This is a genomic window from [Scytonema hofmanni] UTEX 2349 (assembly GCF_000582685.1).
GTDB classification, from domain to species: domain Bacteria; phylum Cyanobacteriota; class Cyanobacteriia; order Cyanobacteriales; family Nostocaceae; genus Hassallia; species Hassallia hofmanni.
On sequence record NZ_KK073768.1, the window covers coordinates 2,481,437 to 2,495,345 of the forward strand.

Consider the following 13,909-nt stretch of genomic DNA (forward strand, 5'->3'; position numbering starts at 1 on the left):
CTGCCTCCCCATCTTCCCCATCTTCCCCTGCCTCCCCTGCCTCCCCATCTTCCCCATCTTCCCCTGCCTCCCCTGCCTCCCCTGCCTCCCCTGCCTCCTCCCACTACCTCCCCCTGCCCGAACGCGTTTACTCTCGTCCTTTACCGCCGGTGGAAGTGGTGGATATGCGTCAAGAGTTGCACCAGGGAAATCGTTCTATATTTAGTAGGTCGCTGCAATCAGCTTTGCTAGAGTTACGAGAAAAGCGACAACAGGGAATTTTATTTATCCATCGTCGGGGACATAGTACTTTTGTATCTTGCCGCAGTTGCGGATATGTGCTCGAATGTCCTCATTGTGATGTTTCGCTAGCGTATCACCATACAGAAGAGGGGGCGCCGGAATTATTGCGCTGTCATTACTGTAACTTTGGGCGATCGCATCCTCAAAACTGCCCCGAATGCAGTTCTCCTTATTTAAAGTTCTTTGGTAGCGGGACACAGCGAGTCGCACAAGAATTAACGCGACAGTTTCCCGAATTGCGCTACATTCGGTTTGATAGCGATACCACCCGCAATAAAGGGTCACACCGCAAGCTGTTAACTCAATTTGCCAACGGTGAAGCTGAATTGTTAGTGGGTACGCAAATGCTCACCAAAGGTTTAGATTTACCCCAAGTTACATTAGTTGGTGTAGTTGCGGCTGATGGCTTGTTAAATTTATCAGATTATCGTGCCAGCGAACGCGCATTTCAAACTTTAACTCAAGTAGCCGGACGTGCTGGTAGAGGTGACGATCCTGGTAAGGCAATTATCCAAACTTACACACCAGAACATCCAGTAATTGAAGCGGTACAAAGGCATGATTATGAGTCTTTTATTCATACGGAATTAGAACAAAGACAAGCCTTAAATTATCCTCCTTATGGGAGATTGATTTTATTGCGCTTAAGTAGTTTGGATGCAATCAGCGTGCAGAATGCCGCGCAAATCATCGCAACCTCTTTGAATTCCACAGAGGGATTTGAAATATTGGGACCCGCACCAGCGAGTATTTTAAGAGTAGCAAATCGTTATCGCTGGCAGATATTAATTAAGTTTGCTCCCGATGCTTTGCCACAATTGCCAGATTGGGAAGACGTGCGATCGCTTTGTCCTGCATCTGTTAGCTTGACAATCGATGTAGACCCATTACATATGATGTGAATATATTTAAGCCACGAATTAATTTAACTTTACACCGTAAGTCCCCCACTGAATTCTGTACTCAGAATCAGTGGCGGGATATAAGGTGGGCAATAAGGAAGTGACCGACCACCAATAATAACCTGCGGTTATTATTGGTGGTCGGTCGGTGACGAATTGCCAATCTTTGTATTTGGAAGTGAATCAATATATTCTTCTATTAGTTGGGTCAAGGTCTTATCTTGATTTACCGCATAGTTCCTAAATTTACTCATTCTTCTAATGGAAATTCTCAAGCTTATTCTACATTCTTTCATTTAGTCCACCCAATCGACACACGTTCATGTTATCCTACTTTGAGGAGGAAAAACAAATGAGAACTTCGTATCAATTCCGATTGCGCCCAACAAAACAACAAATAGTTCAGATTGATAGATGGCTGGATATGCTTCGCCACCAATATAACTATTTATTAGCTGATCGCTTTCGCTGGTACGAAGAAAACAGATGCTCTGTCAACTCTTGCTCTTTGCTTGTTTGTCATTTACCAGAATTACGAGACAATCCTGACTACTACAGCCAACAAAATTCATTACCTCAACTAAAAAAAGATAGACCGTGGTACAAGGAAATTCACTCGCAGGTTTTGCAAAATGCGGCTAAACGAGTAGAGTTAGCTTTTGACAGGTTTTTAGGTGGGGATTGTAATGGAAAGCGAAGCGGAAGACCTCGGTTCAAAGCCGCTAACCAGTATAAAACTTTTACCTATCCTTCTATGAAGGATAATTGCATCAATAGAGGCTTCATAGCTCTTCCGAAGTTTGGGAAAGTTAAATTAATTCAGCATCGAACAATACCTGATGGATTCAAAATCAAGACTTGCTCTATTACCAAAAAGGCTGATGGCTACTATGTGACATTGAGCTTAGAAGACAAGACTGTGCCTGCTGTTAAGCCTGATTTCAACCCCGACTCAATAGTGGGTATTGACGTAGGTTTGAAAGAGTTTTTGACAACTTCTGATAATGATGTGGTGAAAATCCCGCAATATTACCGCAAGTCTCAGAAACGTTTGCGGGTTATTCAAAAACGTGTTTCCCGTCGCAAGAAAGGAAGCAATAGAAGACAAAAAGCAGTAAAACAATTAGGTAAACAGCACAAAAAAGTTGCAGATAAAAGGAAAGATTTCCATTTCAAAACCGCGAACAACTTGTTGAAAAAATATGATGTTGTCGCGATTGAAGATTTGAATGTAAAAGGACTTGCACGTACACGATTAGCGAAGTCTGTAACGGACGCTGGATGGTCAAACTTTCTGTCGATACTACAAATCAAAGCCGAAAATGCTGGATTCTGTGTTATCCTTTGTCACGCATCTGGCACTAGTCAAGATTGTTCTAATTGTGGTGTGAAAGTTCCCAAAAAGCTGCATGTGAGGTGGCACGATTGCCCTAATTGTGGGTGCAGTTTAGATCGCGATCACAACGCCGCGATAAATATAAGAAAAAGGGCGGAGGGTCATCCCGTTTTCAAAAAGCCAAGAGCCTCCTAAGCGTTAGCCGGATTGTCTTGGAAGCCCCCACTGAAACGGTACTCCGTTCAGTGGTGGGAGATGTCACAATCAGCTTAAAAACCGTGTGAGTGAGAATAAATGTCAGCCAAAGACCGATTTCATGACGCAGTAAAAAAGGCTCTCCACAAAGAACAGTGGGCAATTACACATGACCCACTAAGAATTGAGTACGGCGAAGAAGATGAAGTTAGAATTGATTTAGGTGCAGAGCGGCTATTGGGGGCTGAAAGAGCAGGAGAAAAAATAGCAGTCGAAATTAAAAGCTTTTTAAGTGACTCAGCCTTATTTGATTTTCATTTGGCATTGGGTCAATTTCTAATAGGACTTACGCACTTGTTACGAGAAAACAAGACTTTGAGATTGCTTCCTTGCGTCGCAATGACGGAAATGCGTAGTCCGTGCGTAAGTCCTGTCTAAATTACCGCTTAGTTTTAGAAGCCAGTGAAAAAGAACGAATTTTATATCTAGCTGTGCCAATTGCGGCTTATGAGTCATTTTTTCAACGCGATTTAGCAAAAGCATCGATACAACACTACCAAGTTAAATTAATAGTGTACGACCCTGTAGATGAGGTGATATTCAGATGGATAAATTAATATTTTACCGCCAGTGCATTCAAGAACTATTGACTGAATATAGCAAAGGAAAGCCGATACATGGGGAACTTGAGCTACAAACAATTTTTGATATCGAACGCGACCATTATCAAATAGTCGATTTGGGATGGGATAAACATCGCCGTATTTATAATTGCATCATGCATTTAGATATTAAAGATGGGAAAATTTGGATTCAACGCAACCAGAGTGATAAATTGATTGCTGATGAACTTGTCGCAATGGGAGTACTGAAGGAAAATATTGTGTTAGGTTTGCAGCCTGTTTATGCAAGAGAGTATACGGGGTACGGCGTGGCTTAAGTACTAAACATCTCCAGAAATGAACTATGCGTTGGAGATGTCTACTATATACAGCGTATTGCAGGTGAATAGAGTATACCTCATCCCGCGCTTCAAGGAGGGCATTGCCTAGAGTTTCCTTTAATAGAGGGGACAGTCACGTCTATGTGTATTTCGCACATTCACGAATCAATAGCTACATAGCTTTTGGAATATATTTCAAAAGCCAGCTTGAGCTTCTTAGTTAACATTCTTTCAGACTGAAATGAAATTAGGATGAAATATTATGATATGGAAGACAAATGAATAATAGTAAAATTTAAGTATTCTTGTCGGACAGCTCAAAAAAGCTCTGAAAATTAGTAATAACACAGAAGAGTAAATCTAGTATAAAAAATTGAAGTGATAAGAAATATCGCGGTTTAATCGCCAAATAAAATTCACAGGTTGTTAAATGTAATGTTTCAGCATCGGCTTGTAGGTACTCAATAAAACTAAAGGAAATAGATGGGACAAGGTTTGTTGCAAATTGGGCTAACGCTCTGCATTGTAATAGGAATAACTCCGTTTCTGGGTAAATACATAGCCCGTGTCTTCTTAGGAGAAAAAACGCTACTTGACTTAGGAATGCAGCCTGTAGAAAGATTTATTTATACATTAGCAGGTGTCCGCAAACAAGATAATATGACTGGTTGGCAGTATGGGCGAGCAATACTGTACAGTAATTTTGTTATGGGCGTTTTCGTATATCTGTTAATAGCGCTTCAGAAATTCTTGCCCTTCAATCCCACGCGCTTAGGGATGCCTACTTGGGATACAGTTTTACATACTGCGATTTCATTTCTCACAAATACCGATCAACAACATTATGCCGGCGAAACAACCTTAAGTTATTTTAGCCAGACAGCAGCTTTAGGCTTTTTGATGTTTACCTCAGCAGCAACGGGGTTAGCGGTAGGAATTGCCTTTATTCGCGGCTTAACTGGTAGACCTTTAGGAAATTTTTACGTCGATCTAATTCGTGGCATCACACGAATTTTACTACCAATTTCGGTGATTGGAGCGATCGCCTTACTTTTAACAGGTGTACCGCAAACGTTAGCTGCACCGCAAGTTATCAGAACTCTCGAAGGAAGTACGCAGTACATCGCCAGAGGTCCAGTGGCATCTTTTGAGATAATCAAACAACTAGGCGAAAATGGTGGGGGTTTTTTTGGGGTTAACTCGGCACATCCCTTTGAAAATCCCAATGGTATTTCTAATTTAATCGAAGAAATCGCCATGATTTCCATTCCAGCGGCATTGATTTATACCTATGGTTTATTTGCCAATAATATCAAACAAGGTTGGCTGCTTTTCTGGATGGTATTTATCATTTTTGTAACTTTAGTTCTGATCACAGCTTCTGGTGAACTGCAAGGAAATCCTTTAATTAATACCGCTTTAGCAACAGACCAGCCGAATTTAGAAGGCAAAGAAGTCAGATTTGGCTGGGCGCAAACTGCATTATGGGCAGTGATGACCACTGCAACCATGTGCGGTGCCGTCAACGGTATGCACGATTCTCTCATGCCTGGTGGTGGCTTTTCAACCCTTTTCAACTTATTTTTGCAGATTATTTGGGGCGGTCAAGGGACAGGCACTGCTTACTTATTCATTTACTTAATTCTCACGGTATTTTTAACTGGGTTAATGGTGGGACGCACTCCAGAATTTTTCGGACGCAAAATAGAAAAGCGAGAAATCGTCCTTGCGAGCGTAGTTCTACTGGTTCACCCAATTGTAGTTTTAATCCCCACAGCGATCGCCTTAACTTCTCCCAACACTTTATCTGGAATTACCAATCCAAGTTTTCACGGTATCTCCCAAGTAGTGTACGAATATGCTTCAGCTGCTGCTAACAACGGTTCTGGTTTGGAAGGATTAGCTGATACCCAACCTGCACGTACAGCTTTATGGTGGAACTTAAGTAGTTGTGTGAGCATCTTAGTAGGACGCTACGTACCAATTATCGCCATCCTACTTTTAGCTGACAGTATGGGACACAAACCAACAGTGGCAGAAACTCCCGGTACATTAAGAACTGATTCTCTGCTATTTACTATTGTTACCGCTGGGGTAATTCTGATTTTAGGAGTACTGACATTTTTCCCCGTTTTAGCATTAGGTCCCATCGCTGAAGGTTTTAAACTCGCTGTCCGGTAGTTAGAGATGGGGAGACAAGGGGACAAGGGGACAAGGAGACAAGGAGACAAGGGGAAAAAATGCCCAATGCCCAATGCCCAATGCCCAATGCCCCATGCCCCATGCCCAATGCCCAATGCCCAATGCCCAATTCCCAAAATATATGAATCGCGTTGCAACTACTTCTAAAAAGAAACCTCCACGTTCTCTCAAAAGCGATCGCCGTCAATCGCCGAAAAAGTCTAAAGTAAATAATACAGGACTTTATCTCAGAGCAGTTAAAGATGCTTTTGTCAAGCTCAATCCTAAATCTGCAATCAAAAATCCAGTCATGTTTTTGGTTTGGGTAGGCACAATTATTACTCTTTTCGTCACGATTGATCCTTACCTATTTGGACGAGTCCCAGGCGATAATTTACAACGTTTTAACGGCTTAATTACTGGGATTTTATTCTTTACGGTGTGGTTTGCCAATTTTGCCGAAGCCGTTGCCGAAGGACGCGGTAAAGCTCAAGCTGATGCTTTGCGCTCAACTCAATCAGAAACACTCGCTAGAAAACTCTCTCCCGATGGCTCAATTACTGAAGTACCTTCCACCAGTCTCAGACAAAGTGATACTGTATATGTAGTTGCTGGTGATATCATTCCCGCCGATGGGGAAGTGATTATGGGTGTCGCTTCGGTGGATGAATCGGCAATTACTGGGGAATCTGCACCAGTATTGAAGGAATCAGGCTCGGATGTTGCAAGTTCAGTTACTGGTGGTACGCGGATTATTTCTGATGAGTTAATTATCCGCATTACATCTGACCCAGGTAAAGGGTTTATTGACCGGATGATTGCTTTGGTGGAAGGTGCAGAACGCAGCAAAACACCGAATGAAATTGCTTTGACGGTGTTATTGGCAGTTTTGAGCTTGGTATTTTTATTTGTTGTGGTGACATTGCCAGCGATCGCCTTTTATGTCAAAAGTGAAATCAGCGTAGCAATTTTAATTGCTCTGTTGGTGGCTTTAATCCCCACAACCATCGGTGGTTTGCTGAGTGCGATCGGTATTGCCGGTATGGATCGAGTTGCCCAATTTAATGTTATTGCTACTTCCGGACGAGCAGTAGAAGCCTGCGGTGACATTAACACTTTAGTTCTCGATAAAACGGGTACAATTACCCTTGGCAACCGCTTGGCAGAGGAATTTATCCCGATCAACGGTCACTCAATTGAGGAAATTGCCAGTGTAGCTTTGGCAGCTAGCATATTTGATGATACACCAGAAGGAAAATCGATTGTCCGACTGGCAGAAAAGTTAGGGGCAGAAGTTAAATTTGATGCCAATCTGTCAGAACCAGTTGACTTTTCCGCCAAAACGCGCATGAGTGGTACTAACTTGCCAGGAGGATATCAAGCAAGGAAGGGAGCAGTAGGAGCAATTCAGGGATTTGTGCGATCGCGAAGCGTGTCTGAAGGACAATCGCGAAGCGTGTCTGAAGGACAATCGCGAAGTGTGTCCGTTCGTGAAGCGTCTTTGGTAGGAGAAGGAGAATCACGTAACGGACAAGATTTCCGAGAACTTAACGCTGCTTACGAAAAAGTTTCCCAACAGGGAGGTACACCCTTAGCCGTTTGTTTAGATCAGGAAATTTACGGCATCATCTATCTTAAAGATATTGTCAAACCAGGTCTTCGCGAGCGTTTTGACCAGTTGCGACGCATGGGTGTGCGTACTATCATGTTAACCGGCGACAACCGCATTACCGCTTCTGTAATTGCCCAAGAAGCTGGAGTTGATGACTTTATTGCCGAAGCGACACCAGAAGATAAAATTTCCGTAATTCAAGAAGAACAGGCAAAAGGCAAACTTGTAGCGATGACGGGGGACGGTACTAATGATGCTCCCGCTCTCGCTCAAGCAAATGTCGGGGTAGCAATGAATACAGGTACTCAGGCAGCCAAAGAAGCCGCAAACATGGTAGATTTGGACTCTGATCCTACCAAGCTAATTGATATCGTTTCTATTGGTAAACAATTGCTGATAACTCGTGGAGCATTGACTACATTTTCCCTCGCTAATGATATTGCTAAATATTTTGCGATTATCCCAGTGCTATTTGCTACTGCTAATCTGCAAAGTTTGAATATCATGAAATTGACGAGTATTAATTCTGCAATACTGTCAGCGCTGATTTACAATGCTCTAATTATTCCAGCTTTGATTCCTTTGGCGTTACGGGGTGTGAAGTTTAGACCGCTAACTGCTAATGAATTGCTACAACGTAATATCTTTATTTATGGGTTGGGTGGGGTGATTGCACCATTTATTGCAATTAAATTGATTGACATGTTGATTACGGTGGTAGGTTTAGCGTGAGGCTTGATTTGTTGATTGTAGAGGTGTTGTAATTAATATCTCTACAATTATTAAGAAAACGAACCGCCTTCTGGTGCGTCGGCTTCTGCCAACGCGTTAGCGTCTCCCCTTCTCCCAAAGGGAGAGGCTAACGCCAAGGGAGAAGGACGCCAAGAACGCCAAGAAAGAAGGAAGTTATGAGAAGAGTTAATTTACAATATAAATTTTTGGCAATGGATGCAGTACAGGCGTTTTTGTATGTTTGGTGGCAATGGTATAAACAAAAATTGCCCCTCGTTGTTTTTATTGTCCTGTGTTTGAATTTGGTCATTGCTCCAGTTGTTTACGCTGCTGGTGATGGCAATTTGGAACGTCGTTCGGCTTGGGCGATCGGCATTTTAGGATTTGTAATTCTGGGACTTATAATTTACTTGTTTGATGTCATTTTTCGCCCCGAACGCTATTAATACCGCGACCTAAAAATTGAAGTAAATAAATATTAGAGGTTTTCAAAAAAATTATGTCTATTGTGAGAGAAGCTATCAGAGCAATTCGCATTACTTTGGTTCTCTGGTTGCTGACAGCAATTATTTATCCTTTATTTATTCTTTTGATAGCTCAAATACCCTTACTTCAAGAAAAGGCTAATGGCAGTATCATACATAATTTCAAAGATGAACCAATTGGTTCGGCTTTGGTTGGACAACAGTTCAGAGATGAGCGCTATTTTCATGGTCGTCCCAGTACGGTGAGATATAGCCAAGGAAAACAAGCCAAACCAACCGGTATATCTGGTGCAAGCAATCTCGCTCCCAGTAATCCAGAATTGCTCAAACGAATTGTAGAGCAAGCAAATCAACTCAAAGACGAGAATATTCAACCACTCGCCGATTTAATTTATACATCTGGTTCGGGTTTAGACCCACACATATCACTAAAAGCAGCGCGGGAGCAGTTAGATCGAGTTGCTCGCGCTCGTAGTGTCCGAGAAGATGAAATACGTCCTTTAATTGATAAGTATACCGATAAAAGATTTTTAGGGATTTTTGGAGAGCCTGGAGTTAATGTTTTACGATTGAATTATGCTCTCGACCTCCAAGAACTTAATCGTAGGCAAAATCAATAAATGATAGTGGATAGTGGGTAGTGGTTGGTGGATAGTGGATAGTGGATAGTGGTTAGTGATTAGTGGATAGGTTAACCAACAACTATCAACCAACAACTATCAACCAACAACTATCAACTATCAACCAACAACCAACAACCAGCAACCAACAACCAACAACCAGCAACTATCAACCAACAACTATCAACCAACAACTAACAACCAACAACTAACAACCAACAACCAACAACCAGCAACTATCAACCAACAACTATCAACTAACCACCATCCACTAACAACTTTATGAGCACTGAACTTTCAAATTCTGGAAGTTATTATCCTATACGTTCGGCGCGACGGGGCAAACATAAAATATTTATTGGTATGGCTCCTGGGGTGGGCAAAACCTACCGGATGTTGGAAGAAGGACATGCGCTCAAACACGAGGGAATTGATGTTGTCGTTGGGCTTTTGGAAACCCACGGACGTAAGGAAACGGCAGAAAAAGCGCAAGGGTTAGAAATAATACCCCGGAAGGAAATTATTCGCAGCGGATTGACTTTGACGGAAATGGATACGGATGCAATTTTAGCGCGATCGCCTCAGCTAGTATTAATTGATGAACTCGCACATACCAATGTCCCAGGTCAAGAACGCGAAAAACGCTACCAAGATGTAGAAATAATTTTGGCAGCAGGCATTGATGTATACTCCACAATGAATATTCAACATTTGGAAAGTCTCAATGACCTGGTAGCGCGAATTACTGGGGTGATAGTTCGAGAACGGGTTCCCGACCCCATTTTAGACGAAGCAAATCAAATTGTTGTTATAGATGTAACACCAGAAACTCTGCAAGAACGGTTGCGAGAAGGTAAAATTTATGCACAGCCAAAAATCCAACAATCCCTCGATAATTTCTTCCAACGTCGCAATCTAATAGCTTTGCGGGAATTGGCTTTGCGGGAAGTAGCAGACAACATCGAAGAAGATGCGATCGCTTCCACCCTCCCAGGACAATTCTGTAATATTCACGAACGGGTTTTGGTGTGTGTATCCACCTATCCCAATTCAGTACAATTATTGCGTCGAGGAGCTAGGCTTGCTAATTATATGAATGCCCCTCTTTTTACTGTGTTTGTCAAAGAAAAAGACCGCTTCCTCACCAAAGAGGAAAGTTTATATATTGAAACTTGTGAGAAACTGTGTAAAGAATTTGCAGGAAGTTTTATTCATATCAGTAGTAATGATGTGGCTGGTGCGATCGCAGAAGTGGCGAAACAATATCGCATCACCCAGATTGTAATTGGCGAAAGTCAGCGATCGCGCTGGCAAATACTCTGGAAAGGGTCTTTAACACAAAATTTGGTGCGCTTGCTCAAAAACGTTGATTTACATATAATTGGCACTGAAAAAAACAATGAAAAATTGTCACCCCAGATAAACAAAGGATGAGGTTCACATAATTATCAGCGTCCATCTGCGTACCCTGCGGTTAAAAATCCTTTCATCCAAAATAAAATGACTTATGTAATCGGTTTAATAAGTGGCACCTCCGTTGATGGTATAGACGCTGCCTTAGTAGATATTTCCGGCACAGATTTGGATCTGAAAATTGAGTTGTTAGCTGGTGTTACATATCCCTACCCAGTTGAACTTAGAGAACGAATTTTAGCAGTTTGTGCAGGAGAGAGCATCTCAATGGCAGAATTGGCAGAATTAGATGATGCGATCGCCCTCGTTTTTGCCCAAGCTGCCCAAAATATCCAAAACGGTCACGAACCAGCCTCTTTGATTGGCTCCCACGGTCAAACAGTTTACCACCGACCACCTGGGGGAGAGGGGAGGAGAGGGAGAGGGGGGGAGGGGGAGACAAGGGGACAAGGGGGAATTTCTTCCTCAACTACAGACGCGATTAATCGCGTCTCTACACAACCTCTAGGTTACAGCCTACAACTCGGACGCGGTGCTGTAATTGCTCATCTGACAGGTATTACCACTATCAGTAACTTTCGCGTCGCTGATATTGCCGCAGGTGGTCAAGGTGCGCCCCTCGTACCGAGAGTCGATGCTTATTTGCTCAGTCATCCTCAAGAAGGGCGTTGTATTCAAAATATTGGTGGTATTGGTAATCTTGCTTACATACCACCTCGTCGTGACAACTGGCTAGAAAAAATTCTCGGTTGGGATACAGGACCAGGAAACAGCCTGTTAGATTTGGCGGTAGAGCATTTAACTGCTGGTGAAAAAAAATACGATGAAAACGGTAACTGGGCAGCCAGTGGCACACCCTGCCATCCATTGGTAGAACAATGGCTAAATCAAGACTACTTTCATTTACCGCCGCCTAAATCCACTGGTAGAGAGTTATTCGGCGTTGATTACCTGCATCAGTGTTTAAAAGACGCAGAAATATACCAACTCAGTTCTGCTGACCTGCTAGCAACTCTTACCGAACTAACCGCAGCTTCAATTGTTCACAATTACCAGACATTTCTGCCGCAAATGCCACAGCAAGTATTTTTATGTGGTGGGGGTAGTCGCAATCTTTATTTGAAACATCGGTTGCAGATTTTATTACAATCAATCCCCGTATTAACCACAAATGAAGTCGGGTTAAGTGCCGATTTTAAAGAAGCGATCGCCTTCGCAGTTTTAGCTTATTGGCGAAACTTAGGCATCCCCGGCAACCTCCCAGCAGCCACAGGCGCCAGTCAAGAAGTTCTTTTAGGAGAAGTTTGCCTAGGAACTAGGAACTAGGGCGTGTTTTCGCTCCTAACCGACACCCTAAAGGGTGTGGCTATACGAGCCAAGCCCACCTTCGTGGGCTAAAATCCTTCTTTATTAGCCCACGTAGGTGGGCTTTGTTTCTGTAGCCCCAGGCTTCCAGCCTGAGGGGTTTTCGGAGAGCGAAAATACTAGGAATAAATTCTTCCTAGTCTCTCAAACCGTCCCCCACTCCCCACACAGCGGCTATACTGTACTGAATTTGCACTCGGCAAGGAGCGTACAAGGTGGCTCATACTTTTTTATTAGAACCAGGACGCTGGACGATGCAAGGAAGTTGGCTCGAACGTAACGGAATGCCAATTAGCGTCAAGGGTATGACTTTGGTAGCTTGGAATCGAGATAACTGGTTCACGATGGCAACAAAGCTGATTTTTATAGATAGCGATCGCCCTGACATTTCTTTCCTCTATAAAGGGCGTCTTGATGATGGAGAGCGTCAGTATACTTTTTTACTCCAGCATAATCTTTTGGGGCAGATTGAAGGTGAAGGTTGGATTGCTCAAGATACAATTGTGCAGCGTTATTGGGTATTAAGCGATCGCGAACGTCGCAGTGGCTTTGAAACCCTACACCGCATAAATAATGATAGCTACTACCTAACCAGTGGCATCCTTGCCGGTCATTTTTTAACTAGCACAATGGAAGCGAACTTAGAGCGTAAGCCGACATAATTGGGCAATGGTGTTAAAGATTTTTAGTACTGATTTTAAACCTGTAGAGACGCGTTAGCGAAGCGGGACGAAGTTCAATTTCGCGTCTCTACACTCGTATTGTGGGTTTAATATCATATCCGGTAAATTACTGACAATGTAAAGACGTTCCGGCGGAACGTCTCTACGACGGTTGCGATGTTTTTATTACTGTTAATTAAACAGACATGATATAACTTAACGGTATTCTATTACAAACCATTGCCGATTAAAATAAACGGCGACCAATAGTATGGGTGTGGGTGAAGCGATGCCTTGGGCGAGCTTCGCTAACGCACCTCAATCCAACAATATTAACCTATCGTCCAATCTTCAATTGTTAAATTCGGAATTTTGGTAAAATCCTTGTGGTTGCGTGTAACTACAATACCATTTACCGAAAGAGCGATCGCGGCAATTCGCAAATCTCGCGTACCAACACGGATTTTTTGACGAACTAAATCCTTATAACAAGTGTCAGCATCATGGGTGAAATCAAGCACGTTGATGCTCTTGAAATCGTCCAATGTATCCTGTAGCTTTGCATAAGCTGACACTAATGTGTCAAGCACGGTAATATTCCTCCATTTCGGCATCAAGTTCACGGCGATCAGCTTCTATATAAGCCTGCACCTCATTAAAAAGTGGATTATCTTTATACATACCAGCAAATTTCATCCAAGGATGTTCGGCTTTGGGAGGTTCGATTTCGATAGAGACGATTTCGGCTTTCGCTAAACGCTCAGTCAAACCCTCATATAAACTTGTTAAAGCTTCTTCTTTAGTAGCACCTATGGCTTGACAATCTGGTAAACCTATCACTGTCGCCAGAACCCTACCATCTTCTTGATTTTCAATTAGCACATCGTAACTAAACTGAGACGGCTTTTTGCTTGGAGATGTTAAAAGAGATAAATTCATTTCTATTGTTTACCTCAAAGGTTATCTTGATTCTAACTTCCATAAAGGTATATTACGCCGCCTCCTTACTGAGCAAAACAAAGAATCTTATACTAAGTACAGTTTTGCGTAAGAACTAGCGCGTTTTTTAACGCAAAGGAACGCGGAGGTAAGCGCAAAGTGACGCAGAGTTTTTGTAATAAATTTTCGTCATGAATTAATGCTCTTCTGTACTAAGTTGCCTTCTGTCGTACTAGTTTGGT

At 42.6% G+C, this 13,909-nt stretch carries 13 protein-coding genes and 2 pseudogenes; 13 read left to right on the forward strand and 2 right to left on the reverse strand.

Features of this window, described 5'->3' with window-relative positions; all coding sequences use genetic code 11:
• The 13 genes and pseudogenes from priA to TOL9009_RS0116090 all read left to right on the forward strand — a co-directional run.
• Nucleotides 1–1,184 (forward strand): replication restart helicase PriA (gene priA, locus TOL9009_RS39410; protein WP_084763226.1); only part of this gene is annotated, 1,184 nt, incomplete at its 5' end.
• Between the two features lie 352 nt (nucleotides 1,185–1,536).
• A pseudogene (locus TOL9009_RS0116040) lies at nucleotides 1,537–2,804 on the forward strand (RNA-guided endonuclease InsQ/TnpB family protein).
• Between the two features lie 10 nt (nucleotides 2,805–2,814).
• A pseudogene (locus TOL9009_RS39415) lies at nucleotides 2,815–3,332 on the forward strand (XisH family protein).
• A complete protein-coding gene (locus TOL9009_RS0116050; RefSeq protein WP_029633690.1) occupies nucleotides 3,320–3,655 on the forward strand; it encodes a XisI protein in 336 nt (111 codons plus the stop codon). Before TOL9009_RS39415 ends, TOL9009_RS0116050 begins: the two are co-directional and overlap by 13 nt.
• A 486-nt stretch (nucleotides 3,656–4,141) precedes the next feature.
• On the forward strand, nucleotides 4,142–5,839 hold the full coding sequence (gene kdpA / locus TOL9009_RS0116055; RefSeq protein ID WP_029633691.1) for a potassium-transporting ATPase subunit KdpA: 1,698 nt from the start codon (nucleotides 4,142–4,144) through the stop codon (nucleotides 5,837–5,839).
• A gap of 6 nt (nucleotides 5,840–5,845) precedes the next feature.
• Nucleotides 5,846–6,007 (forward strand): histidine kinase, encoded by a 162-nt coding sequence (locus tag TOL9009_RS47380; protein ID WP_186227576.1) that lies wholly within the window; start codon nucleotides 5,846–5,848, stop codon nucleotides 6,005–6,007.
• Entirely contained in the window at nucleotides 5,982–8,183 is a 2,202-nt protein-coding gene (gene kdpB / locus TOL9009_RS0116060; RefSeq protein ID WP_029633692.1) for a potassium-transporting ATPase subunit KdpB, read from the forward strand. The genes TOL9009_RS47380 and kdpB overlap by 26 nt, the downstream gene beginning before the upstream one ends.
• Before the next feature lie 176 nt (nucleotides 8,184–8,359).
• Nucleotides 8,360–8,629 carry a potassium-transporting ATPase subunit F gene (locus tag TOL9009_RS0116065; RefSeq protein ID WP_029633693.1) on the forward strand — a complete coding sequence of 90 codons (270 nt, stop codon included), beginning with the start codon at nucleotides 8,360–8,362 and terminating at the stop codon, nucleotides 8,627–8,629.
• A gap of 53 nt (nucleotides 8,630–8,682) precedes the next feature.
• On the forward strand, nucleotides 8,683–9,288 hold the full coding sequence (gene kdpC / locus TOL9009_RS0116070) for a K(+)-transporting ATPase subunit C (RefSeq protein WP_029633694.1): 606 nt from the start codon (nucleotides 8,683–8,685) through the stop codon (nucleotides 9,286–9,288).
• Between the two features lie 62 nt (nucleotides 9,289–9,350).
• Nucleotides 9,351–9,500, forward strand: coding sequence for a hypothetical protein (locus TOL9009_RS47385; protein ID WP_186227577.1), 150 nt, complete (start codon nucleotides 9,351–9,353; stop codon nucleotides 9,498–9,500).
• Nucleotides 9,501–9,570: 70 nt separating this feature from the next.
• Complete coding sequence (locus TOL9009_RS0116080; RefSeq protein WP_029633695.1) at nucleotides 9,571–10,722, forward strand: universal stress protein; 1,152 nt, start codon at nucleotides 9,571–9,573, stop codon at nucleotides 10,720–10,722.
• Between the two features lie 66 nt (nucleotides 10,723–10,788).
• Nucleotides 10,789–12,027: an anhydro-N-acetylmuramic acid kinase gene (locus TOL9009_RS0116085; protein WP_029633696.1), complete on the forward strand. Its 1,239-nt coding sequence runs from the start codon at nucleotides 10,789–10,791 to the stop codon at nucleotides 12,025–12,027.
• Nucleotides 12,028–12,281: 254 nt separating this feature from the next.
• Complete coding sequence (locus TOL9009_RS0116090; RefSeq protein ID WP_029633697.1) at nucleotides 12,282–12,728, forward strand: hypothetical protein; 447 nt, start codon at nucleotides 12,282–12,284, stop codon at nucleotides 12,726–12,728.
• Nucleotides 12,729–13,060: 332 nt separating this feature from the next.
• Here TOL9009_RS0116090 and TOL9009_RS39420 read toward each other — a convergent pair whose 3' ends face one another.
• Complete coding sequence (locus TOL9009_RS39420) at nucleotides 13,061–13,318, reverse strand: type II toxin-antitoxin system VapC family toxin (RefSeq protein WP_051502924.1); 258 nt, start codon at nucleotides 13,316–13,318, stop codon at nucleotides 13,061–13,063.
• Nucleotides 13,311–13,667, reverse strand: coding sequence for a type II toxin-antitoxin system HicB family antitoxin (locus TOL9009_RS0116100; RefSeq protein WP_029633698.1), 357 nt, complete (start codon nucleotides 13,665–13,667; stop codon nucleotides 13,311–13,313). Before TOL9009_RS0116100 ends, TOL9009_RS39420 begins: the two co-directional genes overlap by 8 nt.
• Nucleotides 13,668–13,909 lie beyond the last annotated feature (242 nt).